Source organism: Stenotrophomonas forensis (genome assembly GCF_028752115.1).
Lineage (GTDB): Bacteria > Pseudomonadota > Gammaproteobacteria > Xanthomonadales > Xanthomonadaceae > Stenotrophomonas > Stenotrophomonas forensis.
In genome coordinates this window covers 4,066,379-4,081,774 of sequence record NZ_CP082270.1, presented here as the reverse complement: position 1 = coordinate 4,081,774, position 15,396 = coordinate 4,066,379, and the positions used below count along the sequence as shown (strand labels likewise).

16 protein-coding genes are annotated in these 15,396 nt (G+C 68.3%); 4 read left to right on the top strand and 12 right to left on the bottom strand.

The window, feature by feature from the left end:
- Window positions 1-25 precede the first annotated feature (25 nt).
- From K5L94_RS18730 to K5L94_RS18715, 4 genes are all read right to left on the bottom strand, one after another.
- Window positions 26-763: an endonuclease/exonuclease/phosphatase family protein gene (locus K5L94_RS18730; RefSeq protein WP_180879119.1), complete on the bottom strand. Its 738-nt coding sequence runs from the start codon at window positions 761-763 to the stop codon at window positions 26-28.
- A 53-nt stretch (window positions 764-816) separates the two neighbouring features.
- Entirely contained in the window at window positions 817-1,650 is an 834-nt protein-coding gene (locus tag K5L94_RS18725) for a thiol:disulfide interchange protein DsbA/DsbL (RefSeq protein ID WP_164087065.1), read from the bottom strand.
- 106 nt (window positions 1,651-1,756) lie between these two features.
- The gene (locus K5L94_RS18720; protein ID WP_053450786.1) at window positions 1,757-2,407 is read right to left on the bottom strand and encodes a thiol:disulfide interchange protein DsbA/DsbL; all 651 of its coding nucleotides are present in this window, start codon (window positions 2,405-2,407) and stop codon (window positions 1,757-1,759) included.
- 106 nt (window positions 2,408-2,513) lie between these two features.
- Window positions 2,514-3,314, bottom strand: coding sequence for a c-type cytochrome (locus K5L94_RS18715; protein WP_053450785.1), 801 nt, complete (start codon window positions 3,312-3,314; stop codon window positions 2,514-2,516).
- Between the two features lie 156 nt (window positions 3,315-3,470).
- On the opposite strand from K5L94_RS18715, the gene yihA reads away from it, so the two are divergent.
- Window positions 3,471-4,073 carry a ribosome biogenesis GTP-binding protein YihA/YsxC gene (gene yihA / locus K5L94_RS18710; RefSeq protein WP_053450784.1) on the top strand — a complete coding sequence of 201 codons (603 nt, stop codon included), beginning with the start codon at window positions 3,471-3,473 and terminating at the stop codon, window positions 4,071-4,073.
- 73 nt (window positions 4,074-4,146) lie between these two features.
- On the opposite strand, the gene K5L94_RS18705 is transcribed toward yihA, so the two are convergent.
- The 3 genes from K5L94_RS18705 to K5L94_RS18695 form a co-directional block, all read right to left on the bottom strand.
- Window positions 4,147-5,118, bottom strand: coding sequence for an MBL fold metallo-hydrolase (locus K5L94_RS18705; RefSeq protein WP_053450783.1), 972 nt, complete (start codon window positions 5,116-5,118; stop codon window positions 4,147-4,149).
- Between the two features lie 632 nt (window positions 5,119-5,750).
- Window positions 5,751-6,575, bottom strand: a complete 825-nt coding sequence (locus tag K5L94_RS18700) for a helix-turn-helix transcriptional regulator (protein ID WP_053450782.1) — start codon at window positions 6,573-6,575, stop codon at window positions 5,751-5,753.
- On the bottom strand, window positions 6,572-7,276 hold the full coding sequence (locus K5L94_RS18695) for a VIT1/CCC1 transporter family protein (RefSeq protein WP_053450781.1): 705 nt from the start codon (window positions 7,274-7,276) through the stop codon (window positions 6,572-6,574). The genes K5L94_RS18700 and K5L94_RS18695 overlap by 4 nt, the downstream gene beginning before the upstream one ends.
- Window positions 7,277-7,428: 152 nt before the next feature.
- On the opposite strand from K5L94_RS18695, the gene K5L94_RS18690 reads away from it, so the two are divergent.
- Window positions 7,429-8,793, top strand: coding sequence for a glutamate--cysteine ligase (locus K5L94_RS18690; RefSeq protein ID WP_053450780.1), 1,365 nt, complete (start codon window positions 7,429-7,431; stop codon window positions 8,791-8,793).
- A gap of 49 nt (window positions 8,794-8,842) precedes the next feature.
- On the opposite strand, the gene K5L94_RS18685 is transcribed toward K5L94_RS18690, so the two are convergent.
- Window positions 8,843-10,099 carry an NnrS family protein gene (locus tag K5L94_RS18685; protein WP_053450779.1) on the bottom strand — a complete coding sequence of 419 codons (1,257 nt, stop codon included), beginning with the start codon at window positions 10,097-10,099 and terminating at the stop codon, window positions 8,843-8,845.
- A gap of 66 nt (window positions 10,100-10,165) precedes the next feature.
- A complete protein-coding gene (locus tag K5L94_RS18680; RefSeq protein ID WP_053450778.1) occupies window positions 10,166-11,224 on the bottom strand; it encodes an NAD(P)-dependent alcohol dehydrogenase in 1,059 nt (352 codons plus the stop codon).
- Between the two features lie 107 nt (window positions 11,225-11,331).
- Between K5L94_RS18680 and K5L94_RS18675 the strand changes: the two genes are divergently transcribed.
- Complete coding sequence (locus tag K5L94_RS18675) at window positions 11,332-12,216, top strand: LysR family transcriptional regulator (protein WP_053450777.1); 885 nt, start codon at window positions 11,332-11,334, stop codon at window positions 12,214-12,216.
- A gap of 67 nt (window positions 12,217-12,283) precedes the next feature.
- On the opposite strand, the gene K5L94_RS18670 is transcribed toward K5L94_RS18675, so the two are convergent.
- A complete protein-coding gene (locus K5L94_RS18670; protein ID WP_274511147.1) occupies window positions 12,284-12,946 on the bottom strand; it encodes a TetR/AcrR family transcriptional regulator in 663 nt (220 codons plus the stop codon).
- Between the two features lie 78 nt (window positions 12,947-13,024).
- On the opposite strand from K5L94_RS18670, the gene K5L94_RS18665 reads away from it, so the two are divergent.
- Window positions 13,025-13,720 carry a DAPG hydrolase family protein gene (locus K5L94_RS18665; RefSeq protein ID WP_053450775.1) on the top strand — a complete coding sequence of 232 codons (696 nt, stop codon included), beginning with the start codon at window positions 13,025-13,027 and terminating at the stop codon, window positions 13,718-13,720.
- 12 nt (window positions 13,721-13,732) lie between these two features.
- On the opposite strand, the gene K5L94_RS18660 is transcribed toward K5L94_RS18665, so the two are convergent.
- Together K5L94_RS18660 and K5L94_RS18655 are read right to left on the bottom strand one after the other, a co-directional pair.
- Entirely contained in the window at window positions 13,733-14,149 is a 417-nt protein-coding gene (locus K5L94_RS18660; RefSeq protein ID WP_053450774.1) for a VOC family protein, read from the bottom strand.
- Window positions 14,150-14,208: 59 nt separating this feature from the next.
- Complete coding sequence (locus K5L94_RS18655) at window positions 14,209-15,312, bottom strand: alkene reductase (RefSeq protein ID WP_053450773.1); 1,104 nt, start codon at window positions 15,310-15,312, stop codon at window positions 14,209-14,211.
- Between the last annotated feature and the right edge of the window lie 84 nt (window positions 15,313-15,396).

Below are 15,396 nucleotides of genomic sequence, written 5' to 3'. Positions count from 1 at the left end.
GACTTAATCCCCTCCGTCCCCTTTTTCAGCGCAGGGCGTCGGCCGGGACGTCGATCGCCATCGCCAGGGCGAGGTGGTCGGAGAACGCGGCCGGTACGGCTTCCACGGTGCGGGTCTGCAGCCCGCTGCTGACCAGGATGTGGTCGATGGCGCGGTCGGGGCGCCAGCTGGGGAAGGTCGGCACGATGCAGCCGGGCGGCTGCAGCCGGGTCTTCTGGTATAGCACCTGCATTTCCGGCCGTTCGGCCAGGCAGTTGAAATCGCCCATCAGCACCGCGTTGGGGTGGTCGGACAGCAGTTCGGCGATGAAACCCAGCTGCGACATCCGCGAGCCCGCGCCAAGTGACAGATGCGCCACCGCCACCGCCAGGCCGTCGGTACCGTCGCCGAACTTGGCCAGCAGCACGCCACGCCCGCCGATGCGGCCGGGCAGGGCGTGGTCCTGCACTTCCACCGGTTCCAGCTTGCTCAGCAACCCGTTGGCGCTGGAGGCGACCCCGCCCATGCGCCGGTTCGGCTGGTGGCTCCAGTAATTGAAGCCGGCGCGCTGGGCCAGGTAATGGGTCTGGTTGGTGAAGCCCGAGCGCAGGCTGCCCGGGTCGGCCTCCTGCAGGCCGACGATGTCATGTTCGCGCGCCAAGGTGGCAATCGCGTCAAGGCTGCTGCGCTTGCGACCCGCCGGCAGCGCATGTGACCAGCTGCGGGTCACATAGTCGCTGTAGCGGCGGGTACTTGAGCCGGCCTGGATGTTGGCCGTCAGCAAGCGCAGGGTCCGTGTACGGGGGGAATTCACGGCCGGGGAAAACGTCTCTTGGATCAGTGAGCCTGGGCCGCACCGCGTTCGCGGGCGATCAGGTGGTCGGCAATGCGCAGCATGTCCGGGAAGCTCTTGCCCTTCACCAGGTACTTGCCATTGACGATGATCGACGGCGTGCCGCTGATCTGGCTGCGCTGGGCGAACTGCTTGGCCGAGTTGGTCTTGGCGTTCACCGCGAAGCTGCCCATGGTGGCGGCGAACTGCTTCGGATCCACGCCATAGGCGCCGTAGAACTTGGCGATGTCGTCGACCGAGTCACGGCCGCGCTCGCCCTTCAGGGTCTTCTGCGAGTGGATGGCGGCGTACAGCGCTTCGTGGGTCTTCTCCTGCACGCCCAGGGTCTGCGCGGCGTAGAAGGCACGGGCGTAGTCATCCCAGGTGCCGCCGAACATGGCCGGCACGTAGACGAAGTTCACGTCGCTCGGCAGGCCGGCCTTCCACGGGCCGACCAGCGGCTGGAACGCGGCGCAGGCCGGGCAGACGTAGCCGAAGATCTCGGTCACTTCGATCTTGCCGGCGGCCGGCTGGAACGGCTGGCCGTTCGGGATGACCTGGTAATCGGCGCCTTCCACCGGGGCCGGGCCGGTCAGCGCGGCGGTGGTCGGGGCCGGAGCGGCCGCCGGAGCGGCTTCGGCCGCAGCCTTGTCGCCTTCGGCAGCCGCCGGGGCAGCGCCCTCGGCGCCCGCCGCCGGAGCCGCCGGCTCGGTGCTGGCCGGAGCCGGTGCCGGTTCGGCCGGAGCCGCGGTGGTGTTGGCGCTGCCGTCATCGGCCTTGCAGGCGGCCAGGATCGGCAGCAGCGCTGCGAGGGCGAGGGCGGCGAAACGGGTCTTCATGGAAACGTCTCCAGCATCTGGAATGGTGGGGCCGGCGTCAGGCACCGGCCAGAGGGAAATGATGACACGCGGCGGCGACAGCGCCGTGTCGATGGTGGGTGTTGGTTCAGCGGCCGCGGGCCGCGCGGGCCTGGGCGATCAGCGCCGAGGCGATGCGCAGCTGGTCGTCGAAGCTGTTGCCACGCACCAGGTACTGGCCGTTGATGATGATGGCCGGGGTGCCCGGCACCTTGGTGCGCTGGGCGAACGCGCGGGCGGCATCGACCTTCTTCTGCACGGCCTCGCCCCGCAGCGCCTGCAGGTAACGGTCCGGGGCCACGCCGTAGGCTTTGTAGAAGTTGGCGAGCTCATCGGCCGAGATGTTCTGCATCGGCAGCGCGCCGTCCTGGTGCAGTGCCTTGAACACGGCGGCATGGCTGCGCTTGGCCACGCCCACTTCGTCAGCGGCGTAGTAGGCCAGGGCCCAGGCATCCCAGGCGCCGCCGAAGGCGGCCGGCACCGGGGTGAAGCGCACGTCGGCCGGCAGCTTGGCGGCCCAGGCCTCCAGCTGCGGCTCGAAATGGGCGCAGTGCGGGCAGGTGTAGCCGAAGACCTCGACCACTTCGATCTTCCCGGCCAGCGGCTGGAACGGGCCCGGCTGGGCGATACGTTCGTAGTCTTTGCCTTCCACCAGCGGTGCGTTGGCAGGGGCGGCGGCACTGGCGGCCAGCGGCAGCAGGACCAGCAGGGACAACAGCAGGCGGGGAATCAACCTCATCGACACGCATCTCCGTTGAAAAAAGCAACGCCGGCGCGGTCGCCGGCGTGAAGGAAACATACCGCAGGCAGGGGCCGCGGTGGCGGCCCGGGCCGACCAGTGGTGGTCAGGGGGCGGCAGCCGGTTGCGTTGGCGTGGCCGCAGCGGCCAGGTCGTCGGCCTTGTTGTGCAGGCCCTGCAGGTAGCTCGACAGCGCCTGCACCTCCTGTTCGCTCAGCTTCTGCGCGACCGTGGCCATGATCTGGAAATGGGTCTTGTCGGTCTCATGGGTCTGCCCGGCCTGGTACTCCTGCAGGCGTCGCGCGACATAACTGGCGTGCTGGCCACCGAGATGCGGATAGGCGGGCCCCGGATTGCCCGCGCCGCTGGGGCCGTGGCAGGCCATGCAGGCCGGCAGGCCGCGCTTGGCGTCGCCACCGCGGTACAGCTGCTGGCCGATCTCGTAGAACTTCATGCCCTTGTAAGGGCCGTCGGTGACCGCGGTGTCGTCGGCGATGCCGGCCGTGGCCTTCTGGGTGGCGAAGTAGGCGCCGATGTCGCGCATGTCCTGCGGCGTAAGGTTCTGCACGAACGGCACCATCGCCACCGCCGCGCCGGAACTGCGCTGGCCATTGGCGATCAGGGCCATCTGCTGGGCCACGTAGCGTTCGCTCTGGCCGGCGATGGACGGGTACATCTCCACCGTGGCGTTGCCGTCGGCGCCGTGGCAGGCCGCGCAGGCCGAGGCCTTGGTCTGGCCAGCCTTGGCATCGCCCCAGTGGGTCTTGCTGAAATCCACCTCCAGCGAGGCGGTGTTGATCGGCCCGTTGTCGGGCAGCGGGGTCAACGTGGTCTGCGCGAACGCAGCGGCGGCAACGACTACGGCAGTGGCAAGGGCGGATACGGCAAGAACGCGAGCGTGGCGCATGCTAAAGCTCCGTATGGACCGGGCCGGGCGGTGGCCGCCGGCATCGCCCGGATTATCAACGGCGTTTCCGCGCACGGTCAACGCAGCAGTGCAGCAAAATGCCCGCAACGGCCGCCGGCACGGGCGCGCGGCGCCGCAACATGCGATCCTAGGCACATGTCATTGCTCATCGAACGCGCCCGTTACCACCTCTCGGCCCACAACGTGCGGCAGCTGCCGCCCGATGAGGGCGCCGAAGTGGCCTTCGCCGGTCGCTCCAACGCCGGCAAGTCCAGCGCCCTCAACGCGCTGACCCGCCAGAACGCCCTGGCCCGCGTGTCAAAGACCCCCGGCCGCACCCAGCAGCTGGTGTTCTTCCAGATCACCCCGGACGCCCACCTGGTCGATCTGCCCGGTTACGGCTACGCCAAGGTGCCGCTGGACCTGCAGGCGCACTGGCAGGCCTTCATCGACCGGTACTTCCGCACCCGCGAAGCCCTGAAGGGCCTGGTGGTGGTGATGGATATCCGCCACCCGCTGAAGGATTACGACCGGCAGATGCTGTCCTACGCGGTGCAGCGCGGCATGCCGGCGCACGCACTGTTGACCAAGGCCGACAAGCTCAGCCGCAGCCAGCAGATGCAGACCCTGCAGAAGGTGCGCAAGGAGCTGCACTCGGCCTACGGCGACAGCGTCAGCGTGCAGGTGTTCTCCGGCGAGGACCGTACCGGCGTGGACGAGGCCCGCGCCGTGATCGGCGGCTGGCTGGGGCTGGAATAAGCATTCCCCCGTCGCCCGGCTGGCAGCCGGGCGCTACCCGATCGGGTGGGTGCCGACCTTGGTCGGCACCCCCTCACAACGGCGAATACTCCGCCGGCACCCACGCATAGGCCTGGCCTTCGCTGCGCACATGGCCCAGGCCCGGGAACGGCAGGTGCGCACCGGCCACCCACCAACCGTTGGCGGTGGCCTGCTGCAGCAGGCCGCGACGGCTGGCCGTGGCCGCCTTGCGGTCCGAATCGGCCTCGAACGCGGCCTCCGGGTGCGCGAACTGCACCGCGTGGAAGTGCAGCACATCGCCCCACACCAGCAGTGACTGGCCCTGGCTGTCGAATCGGTAGGAGACATGGCCAGGCGTATGGCCATGGGTGTCCATCGCCACCGCGCCACCGGGCAGGGCATCGCCGGGGCTGAAGGTGCGCAGGTGGCCGCTGGCCTGATAGGGCGCTACCGCGTTGCGCGCCAGCGGGAAGGCGAAGCGCACGCCCTTCGGCGCGGTGGCCTCGCTGGCCGGGTTGAGCCAGTAGTCGGCATCGGCCCTGGACAGCCACACGGTGGCATTCGGGTAGGCCGGCTTGCCCTGCGCGTCGAGTACGCCGCACAGGTGGTCCGGATGGGCATGGGTCAGCAGCACCTCGTCCACCTCGGCCGGGTCCACGCCGGAGGCGCGCAGGTTGCCCAGCACCTGGCCCAGGCCGGGGCCGAAGCACTGCGCGGTGCCGGTGTCGACCAGGGTCAGGTGGTTGCCCTGGCGCACCAGGAAGGCGTTGATGGCGGTCTGCAGGCCCTTCTTGTCTTCCGGTACGTAGCGGCCTTCCAACAGGCGGCTGACCAGCGTTGGCGGTACGTCCACCACTTCCTGCCGGCCGAGTGCGACCACGCCATCGAACAGGGCGGTGACCTGCAACGCACCGATGCGCTGATGGTAGACGCCGGGCACCTGCCGGGTGGGAGCGGGCGAGCTGGCTTCGGCCAGCGCGGCCAGCGGCAGGGCGGACAGGGCCAGCAGCAGGGCGCTACGCAGGGGCAGGTGATGCAGGGTCATGGCAGTTCTCGGTGGATGACGGGCGGTTCCGTTGCCGGACAGCGTGCCGTGGCCAGCGTGTGCGCGGCGCTCAAAGCAGTGCGCGGAATGCTCAGGGAGGGGTGTTGCCTGCAGGGCTGCGCCCTGCACCCGCTGCAGGCAACAGCAACAGCAAAAGCAACAGCAACAGCCGAAGCAACGGCGGGCTTCCTGTGGGGAGGCGGGGTGGGTCCGGTTGCGGGAGACGCCGTAAACCCATCCCTGGGGGCTTGGCCGCGGCATCCATGCCGCGGACACTCCCGCAACCGGACCCACCCCGCCTTCGACAGATTTCTGCGATCTGTCGGAACGGCGTTCTGCTCTGGTGGGCGTCGACCTTGGTCGACACGGTAGATCTGACCCAAATTTGATTATCGATATCCGACAGATGTGTCGACCAAGGTCGACACCTACCAACAGCACACGGAATCTGTCAGAGGTGGGGCGGTGTCGGAGTGCGGGGTGTCAGCCGCATGGATGCGGCTGCCAAGCCCCCAGGGATGGGTTCACGGCGTCCCCGCACTCCGGCACCGACCCGCCACCCCACGGAATGCCCGCTGTTGCTGTTGCTTCAAGGCTTCGGCGGGTGCAGGGCGCAGCCCTGCCGAACCCCCTTAAATGTCTGTGGGAGCCAGTCCGTACTGTTCGGCGAAGCGCTTGCTGAAACTGGCCGCAGACCGGTAGCCCGCGCGTGCGGCGACGGTCTTCAGCGGCAGGTCGGTGGTGTAGAGCAGCTGCATGCCATGCGCCAACCGTGCCTCGGTCAGCAGCTGGCGCAGGCTGGTGTGCTCGGCGGCAAGGCGGCGGCGCAGGGTCGCGCCACTCAGCGCGAACTGTTCTTCCACATCCCGCGATTGCCAGTCGCGTGCCGGTTCGGCGGCAATGCGGTCGCGGATCTGTTCGCCCAGGCTCGGTGCCTGTGGCAGCAGCAGGTTGCCATGGCCCTGCCGGCACAAGGTCAGCACCAGCGAGGCCAGGGCCAGGCGTGCGTCGCTGTAACGGCCGTCCTGCAGCGACTGTCGCCACTGGCGCAGCACCGCACCGTGTTCGATCAATGGCAACCGCGCCATCGCCGGGCCCGCACTGGGCAGTTCCTCGTTCCACAGCGTGCGCGCTGCCGCCAGCACTTCGGCACACAGCGGCACGATCGCGCTGAGGTAGCGGCCACTGTGCGGATCGGGGCTGTTGACCACGTCGATGCGGCAGCGCTGGGTCAGCAGCAGGATGTCGCCGGGGAAGAATTCCAGCGACTGGTGTGCGGTGCGCACCTGCTTGCGGCCTTCCAGCAGGATCGCGAACTGCGGTTGCGGAATCTCCACCGAACTGGCGCCATGCTCGCGGCGTGCGGTGATGCAGGCATAGCCTTCGGCGCGTTCGCAGCCGGCCAGGCCGGTCATCTCGGCCAGCAGGGCGGTGGCGGCGGGCAGCATGGCGGTCATGACACGTGCGCGCCCAGCAGGCGGCCGACAGCGGCGGCGGCGGCCATCGCCAACGCGCCCCAGAACATCACCCGGACAGCGCCGCGCACGGGCGGCGCACCACCGGCCTGCGCCGCCATCGCGCCGGTCAGGCACAGACCGAGCAGGGTGCTGGCGGTGGTGATCATCGCAACCTTGTCGACCGGCGCGAGCAGGGCGGTCAGCACCGGCAGCGCGGCGCCGCAGGTGAACGCCCCGGCCGAGGCCAGCGCGGCCTGCAGTGGGCGGGCACGCAGGGTGTCGGTAATGCCCAGTTCGTCGCGGGCGTGGGCGCCCAGCGCGTCGTGGGCGGTGAGCTGCTCGGCGACCTGCCGCGCCAGCGCCGGGTCCAGGCCGCGGTGGCGGTAGATTGCACTCAGCTCTTCCAGTTCACTGTGCGGGTCTTCGTGCAATTCACGTTTCTCGGCCGCCAGGTCGGCTGCTTCGGTGTCGGCCTGGGTCTGTACCGAGACATACTCGCCGGCGGCCATCGACATCGCGCCGGCCACGGTGCCGGCCACGCCCGTCGCCAGCAGGGTGCTGGCCGAGGCGCCGCTGGCGGCCACGCCGACCACCAGCCCGGCCACCGAGACAATGCCGTCGTTGGCCCCCAGCACAGCGGCACGCAACCAGCCGACACGCTCGGAGCGGTGCAGTTCGGGGTGTCGTGAATGGCGACTCATGGCCGTGAGTGTACGAGGGTCAAGAGGGCGTCGGTAGGATGCTGAAACCCGTCACCGTCGCATGACGTGACGGAGTGCCACGCTATAGTGCGCCCTTGCGATGGAAGGCCTCCAGCCCCACATCCCCCGCCACAGTCCAGCGAGCCTTCCCCTTGTCGAGCCCCAGCCACGTCGCCGATACACCCATTACCGACCGCTCGCAGCTGGTGGAGGTGATCGCCTCCGGCGAGAAGCCCCGCACGCAGTGGCGCATCGGCACCGAGCACGAGAAGTTCGGGTTCCGCCTGGATGACCTGCGCCCGCCGACCTTCGACGGCGAGCGCGGCATCGAAGCGCTGCTCAACGGCCTGGTCCGCTTCGGCTGGGAGCCGGTGCAGGAAAACGGCAACACCATTGCCCTGCTGCGCGACGGCGCCTCGGTGACGCTGGAACCGGCCGGCCAGCTGGAACTGTCCGGCGCGGCGCTGGAGACCATCCACCAGACCTGCGTGGAAACCGGCACCCATCTGAACGAAGTGGCGCAGGTGGCCGGCGAACTGCAGCTGGGCTTTCTCGGCATGGGCTTCCAGCCGAAGTGGAAGCGCGATGAAATGCCGTGGATGCCGAAGGGCCGCTACAAGATCATGCGTTCGTACATGCCCAAGGTCGGCTCGCTGGGCCTGGACATGATGACCCGCACCTGCACCGTGCAGGTGAACCTGGACTACGCCACCGAAGCGGACATGGTGAAGAAGTTCCGCGTGTCGTTGGCGCTGCAGCCGATCGCCACCGCGCTGTTCGCCGATTCGCCGTTCACCGAAGGCCAGCCGAACGGCTACCTGAGCTACCGCTCGCACATCTGGACCGATACCGACGCCGACCGTACCGGCATGCTCGACTTCGTGTTCGAGGACGGCTTCGGCTACGAGCGCTATGTCGACTATCTGCTCGACGTGCCGATGTATTTCTCCTACCGCGATGGCATCTACCACGACGCCAGCGGGCAGAGCTTCCGCGACTTCATGCAGGGCAAGCTGCCGGTATTGCCGGGCGCGTTGCCGACCCTGCGCGACTGGTCGGACCACATGACCACCGCGTTCCCGGAAGTGCGCCTGAAGAAGTACCTGGAAATGCGCGGCGCCGATGGTGGCCCGTGGAGCCGCCTGTGTGCGCTGCCGGCGTTCTGGGTCGGCCTGCTGTATGACGACACCGCGCTGGATGCCGCCTGGGACCTGGTGCGTGACTTCACCCTGGCCGAGCGTCATGCGCTGCGCGACGGTGTGCCGAAGCATGCGATGAACCTGCCGTTCCGTGCTGGCAGCGTGCGTGACCTGGCCCGCGAAGCGGTGAAGATTTCGGTGGAAGGTCTCAAGCGCCGCGGCGCTCGCAATGCCGACGGCCAGGACGAGAGCAAGTTCCTGGACGTGCTGCAGGAAATCGTTGAATCCGGGCTGACCCCGGCCGAGCGCAAGCTGGCGCTGTTCCATGGCCGCTGGCACGGCGATGTGGATCCGGTGTTCCGCGAGTTCGCGTACTGAGTGATTACGGTGGCCGCCGGGCATGGCCCGGCGCTACCGCTGAAGGCTGTCAGCCTCGCTTGCCGTCGCGTCGTGGGCTCAGGTAGATCCAGCCCAGCCGTGCCACCCACGGGGCCAATGCCAGCAGCCAACCGATGGCGGCAGCGAAATGCCCGGCGTAGGCGTCGGGCATCAGCTCGGCAATGATGCGCATGATCGCCACCGCCTGCAGCGCGACAAACGCAAACCAGGCCACTGCCGGCATCACCAGCGGCCGTCCGGAATGGCCCTGGGTGACCCGGGTCACCATCGCTACCAGCAGGCTGCCGAACAGGCCCACGGCGAGTGCGTGCAGCGGTGCGCGGCCGAGCAGCTGCAGATGGCCGAGCATTTGACCGATGTCCTGCAGCAGATAAAGCGCGAAGCTGATCGGCAGCCACGCCAGCGCCAGAAACAGGGCTGCGAGCAGCCCGGGCATCGGCCCGCGTGGCCACCAGTGCCACAGCGCCTGCAGCGCCAGCGCCAGCAGCGGTGCGTCGGCCACCCACAATGCGTTGTCGATCTGCAATGCGGTCAACAGCAGGCGCAGCATCAGCAGTGCCCACATCGCGGCCAACCAGCGCAGCGGGCGCCACGGCACGTAGCCCTCCACCACGTTGTTGGCGAAGAACGGGATCATCCGGTGGGCGACAGTGAGGTAGACCGGCAGCAGCAGGCCGAACGTGCCAAGTGCCACATTGACCGGCATCAGCGTGGCGTGGCCCTGCACCACCGCCATGAACAGCAGCAACCCCAGCCACCCCAGCAGCAGTGCGGCATAGCAGGCATGAGCATGCCAGTTGCGGTTGGGGCCGGCGGCCTTGAGCACGCGTCCCAGCACGATCAGTCCAGCGCTCCAGCCGGCCAGTGCCAGCAGCAGGCCGGGCCACAGCCCGGGTGCCCACCCGCAGGCGGCGGCAACCAGCAGCGCCTGCCCGCCAAACAAGCCGATGCCGACAGGCGCATAGCGGCTGCGTGGCAGCTCGGGTTGCCCCATCCAGCGCGGGAACACGGTGAGCAGGAAGCCGAAAATGAAGCTGGGCAGCACCAGGTACTGCATCAGCAGCGCATGCAGCCAGGCCGGTGGTAGCGGCGGTGGCGGCGGTGTCCACAATCCGCGCAATGCGCCCAGCCACAACGCCCACCACAGCATCGCCAGCAGCAGGTTGCTGGCGCCGATGAAGAACAGCAGACGGTGCGGCGCACGCATCAGCATTGCAGGGGAGGGCAGGCGGGCCATGCGGGAAGTCTGCGCCCGGGCGGTGGCCGCCTTCTTGACCTTCGTCATGCCCAATGCAGGACCAGAAAAAACCCCGGCATTGCCGGGGTTTTTCATTTTTGCATCTGCCTTGGATCAGGCGGCGTTCTTCATCGTCGCCATGTCGATCACGAAGCGGTAGCGCACATCGTTCTTCGCCATGCGCTCCCAGGCCTCGTTGACGTTCTTGATGTCGATCATCTCGACATCGCTGACGATGCCGTGCTCGGCACAGAAGTCCATCATCTCCTGGGTTTCGGCCATGCCGCCGATCGCCGAACCGGTCAGGTGCTTGCGGCCGAAGATCACGCTGCCACCGGTCAGCGGCGGGTCCAGCTCGGTCAGTACGCCGACCAGGCACATGGTCGCCTCGCGCTTGAGCAGGCCCATGTATGGGTTGGTGTCATGGCCGACCGGGATGGTGTTGAGCAGGAAGTCGAAGCTGCCGGCGTGTGCCTTCATCTGTGCAGCGTCGCGCGAGACCAGCACTTCGTCGGCGCCCAGGCGCTTGGCGTCGGCACCCTTTTCCGGCGTGGTGGTGATCATCACCACGTGCGCGCCGAGTGCCTTGGCAAACTTCACACCCATGTGGCCGAGGCCACCGAGGCCGATCACGCCGACCTTCTGGCCCGGGCCGACCTTCCAGTGGCGCAGCGGCGACCAGGTGGTGATGCCGGCACACAGCAGCGGCGCGGCGGCCTTCAGGTCGAGGGTGTCGGACACCTTCACCACGAAGCGCTGCTCGACCACCACGTGGTCGGAATAGCCGCCGTAGGTCGGTGCACCGCTCTGGCGTTCGCGGCCGTTGTAGGTCCAGGTCGCGCCTTCGGCGCAGTACTGCTCCAGGTCGTGCTCGCAGGCGTCGCAGTGGCGGCACGAGTCGACCATGCAGCCGACGCCGGCGTGGTCGCCGACCTTGAAGCGGGTGACGTTGCTGCCGACTTCGGTCACGCGGCCGATGATCTCGTGGCCGGGCACCATCGGGTAGATCGAGCCACCCCAGTCGTCGCGGGCCTGGTGCAGGTCGGAGTGGCAGATGCCGCTGTAGAGGATCTCGATACGGACATCGTCCGGCCCGACCGCGCGGCGTTCGAATTCGTACGGGATCAGCGGGTCGGTATGTGAATGGGCGGCGTAACCACGGGCGAGGGACATGGGGAATCCTTGGCAGGGTTTGTCGAAAGGCGTTTTACAATACGCCCCGCACCCAGCGGCAAGAAGCCCGGATATCGGCATGATTCATCAAGTGAAACTGCACAATCATGGCCACTGACAATCTATCCCACCTGGCCGCGTTCGCGGCGGTCGCCCGTCACCGCAGCTTCCGCCGTGCCGGCGCCGAGCTGGCGCTGTCGACCTCGGCGGTGAGCTATGCGATCCGTGCGCTGGAGGAACGGCTGGGGGTGGGCCTGTTCCACCGCACCACCCGCAGCGTGGCCCTGACCGAGGCCGGGCAGCGCCTGCTGGAACGCTTGCAGCCGGCCCTGGGCCAGGTGCATGACGCGCTGGAAGAGATGAACCAGTTCCGCGCCGCCCCGGCCGGCCTGCTGCGCATCAACGCCACCCGCGCGGCGGTGGCGACCCAGCTGGGGCCGCGGCTTGCGCGCTTCCTGCACGCGCATCCGGACGTGCGGGTGGAGCTGACCGAGAACGATGGCCTGGTCGATATCGTTGCCGAAGGCTACGACGCCGGCGTGCGCCTGCATGAGTTCATCCCCGAGGACATGGTGGCAGTGCCGATGGGGCCGCCGCTGCGCGGGCTGATCGTCGGCGCGCCGGACTACCTGCGGCGACGTCCAGCCCCGCAGCATCCGCGCGATCTTGCTGCGCATGAATGCATCCGCTTCCGCTTCGCCAGTGGCCATCTGTACAAGTGGCAGTTCGAGCGTGGTGGGCAGGCGTTGGAGATCGACGTGCCCGGAAGGCTGACGCTGGGCGAGCAGGGCACCGTGGTCGGCGCGGTGCTTGATGGCATCGGCCTGGCTTACGTGCTGGAAGACACCGCGCGGCCATACATCGACTCGGGGCAGATGGTGGCGGTGCTGGAAGACTGGAGCGAACCGTTCGCCGGTTTCGCGTTGTACTACCCGAAGCAGCGGCAGATGCCGGCGGCGCTGCGTGCGTTCGTGGACATGCTGCGCGAGTGAGTCGCTGCAGGAGTGCCGACCAACGATCGGCACCCACCGGGACAGGGCATTCCTGGATGGCGCCAGGCTACGGCACCTGCAACACCGGCCCCAACAACGCCACGCACTCATGTAGATGCACGTCCACCGGCGCATCCTCGGCCACCACGCCGATCACGCGCTCGCGCAGTGGCTCGGCCACGGCCATCGCCAGGATCAGCCTTGCCGTGCACGGGTGGTCTGCATCGCGCAGCAGCCCGCGCTGCTGCTGCCGCGCCAGCCAGTCGGCCAGCAGCACGCGGCCGCGTTCGATGCCGTTGTGCAGATAGGCCTGCAGCAGCGCGTCCTTGCCGGGGAAGTCGGTGGCGAGCAGGCGGAACACCTGCACTGCCTGCGCCGACAGCGCTTGTGCGCAGACCGCCTGCAGGATCGCGTGCAGCAGCGGCAGCACTTCGTCGGCGTTGCGGGCATCACGCTGCAGCTGCGGCGCGAAGCCGTCGGTCCACTCACGCACCGCCAACCCCACCAGTTCCTCGCGGTTGCTGGCATGGCGGTACACGGTCTTCTTCGCTACCCCGGCATGCGCTGCCACCGCTTCGATGGTGGTCGCTTCGTAACCCTGTGCCAGCAGCAGTTCCAGGGTGGCCTGCAGTACCGCATGGCGGACTTCGGCTTCCGGTCGCGCGGGGCGACCGCGGCGACGGGTCGGCGTTGTGGGCTCGGGCAGGGTGGTGCTGTTCATTGCGCCCATCTTACCGCATTGGGTTAATTGCGAAACGTAGATCGTTTCCGTATTGTCGGGCTTCTCAACCCCGCAGGAGACCCCCCGATGGATACCGCTGTGAACGCTCGCGCCTGGCTGGACCACCACGATCTGCTCGACCCGGCGCCGATGCGTCTGGAGACCGGCATCCAGCGCCGCGAAGACGGCACCCTGCGGGTGGCCGTTCGTACCGATCTGCACGGCTGCAAGGGCCGCATGCTCGACTGGTGGTTCACCTTCTTCGAGACCACCCAGCACATCCGCTGGTGGCATCCGCTCGATCACGTCGAGCATCGCGGCTGGGACGCAGCCTGGCAGCGCGGCCGCAGCTACCATGGCGCCAGCATCCATGCGGTGGAATCGCTGGCCGACATTCCGCCGGTGGCAGCGCGGCTGAAGTTTCATGACCCGCGCACGCTGCTTGCACCCGAGCGCCTGCAGGCGGCGCAGGATGCGGGTGATGTGTCGGCGGTGATCGCCGCACGCATCGGTTTTGGCGATCACGTGCGCCTGGATGCGCATGGCGACCCTTGCGATGGGCAGATGTTGCACGTCGCGCGCGATACGCCGTTCGGCTGCGTGCTGCGCAGCCGATTCGTGCTGGGCCTGGACAGCGCCGAACCGCAGCGCGATGCCAGCGATGCGGTCGGACTGGGCCTGCTCAAGCACTGCTACACGGAGTTCAGCTTCCTCTCGCGCCTGCTGCCGTCGCTGTACTACGGCGAGCGCGCCAACGGCGAGGCGGTGCCGTTGCCGTGGTGACCGGCGCGCCGGTCAGTCAACCAGCGCGTCGTAGCCTTCGCCACTGAACTGGATCAGGCAGAAGCCGTGGCCGAACGGATCGGCCAGTACCGCGATGTGGCCCCAGTGACGCTCGCGCACCGGCTGCTCCAGCGTTGCTCCAGCCGCAACCGCACGCGCCAGCGCGGCCGCGATGTCATCCACCACCCAGTCCAGATGCAGCGGCGTCCAATGGCGCTCGTAGTCGCGCACGTCGCCGTCCTCGGTGGCGGCGCTGCCTTCCTCGTTGTGCAGCAGGTACAGCGGGGTCGGCCCGCCGAGCAGTTCCACGGCGCCCGGGCCAAGGCGGCGGCCGATGCGCAGGCCGAAGGCTGCGGTGTAGAAGGCTTCAGCCGCGGCCAGATCGGGGACGTCGAGATTGACGATGAACGCTGCGGTGGGCGTATCCATAAGCAGGCTCAGTGGATGCGGGCAGGCAGTGTACGCCCGCATCCACGCATGGCGTGGATCTACTGCGCGCGCGGGTAATCGAGATAGCCCGCCTCGCCGCCACCGTAATAGCTGCTGCGGTCCGGAGTGGCCAGTGCGATGTCGTGCTGCAGGCGCTCGACCAGATCCGGGTTGGCGATGAACGGCTGGCCAAACGCGGCCAGATCGATGGTGCCGGCCTCGACCAGCTGCAGGGCGCGCTCGCGGGTCATGCCGCCAGCCAGGATCAGCGTGCCGCCGTAAGACTGCTTGAACTGCTGCAGGAACGCCTCACCCAGCACCGATTCACCCTGTTGCAGATTGTCGTTGAGGTGCACGTAGGCCAGCCCGCGCTTTCCCAGTTCCTCGGCCAGGTACAGATAGGTGGCTTCGTTGTCGGGGTAGAACGGCATGTCGAAGGTGAGGTTGTTCGGGGCCAGCCGCACGCCGATGCGGTGCGCGCCGATGCGTTCGGCCATCGCATCCACCGTCTCCAGGATCAACCGCGCACGGTTCGGCAGCGAGCCGCCGTAGCGGTCCTCGCGCTGGTTGATGAGCGGGTTGAGGAACTGTTCGAACAGGTAGCCGTTGGCGGCATGCAGTTCGATGCCGTCGAAGCCGGCGGCGATCGCGTTGTCGGCACCGCGCACGAAGTCGTCGACGATGCCTGGAATCTCGGCCGTATCCAGCGCACGTGCCGGAGTGGGATCGGCGTGGCCGCGGCTGCCGTCGTCCAGGTACACGAACGAGGTGTTCTTCGGTGCGCTGGCGACCGGGCGGGTGCCGGCGCTGACCGGCTGGCCACCTCCGGGCTGCAGCGAGGCATGCGACATGCGGCCCACGTGCCAGAGCTGGGCGAAGATCGTGCCCTGCGCGGCATGCACCGCCTCGGTGACCTGCTTCCAACCCGCCACCTGTTCGGCCGACCAGATGCCCGGCACGTCGATGTAGCCCTGGCCCTGCGGCGAGACCGGCGTGCCTTCGCTGATGATCAGGCCGGCACTGGCACGCTGCCGGTAGTACTGCGCGGTGAGGTCGTTGGCGACCGACCCGGGGTTGCGGGCACGGGTCATCGGAGCCATCGCGATGCGGTTGCGCAGGGCAGTGCCGGCCAGGTCGAACGGGTGGAACAGGGTGGCGGTCATCTCGGTTATCTCGGTGCGGGGGGAGGGGCGCCAGCGGCGCCATGCACACAGGATGGAGTTGACATGCGGGCGCATAAAGCGCTT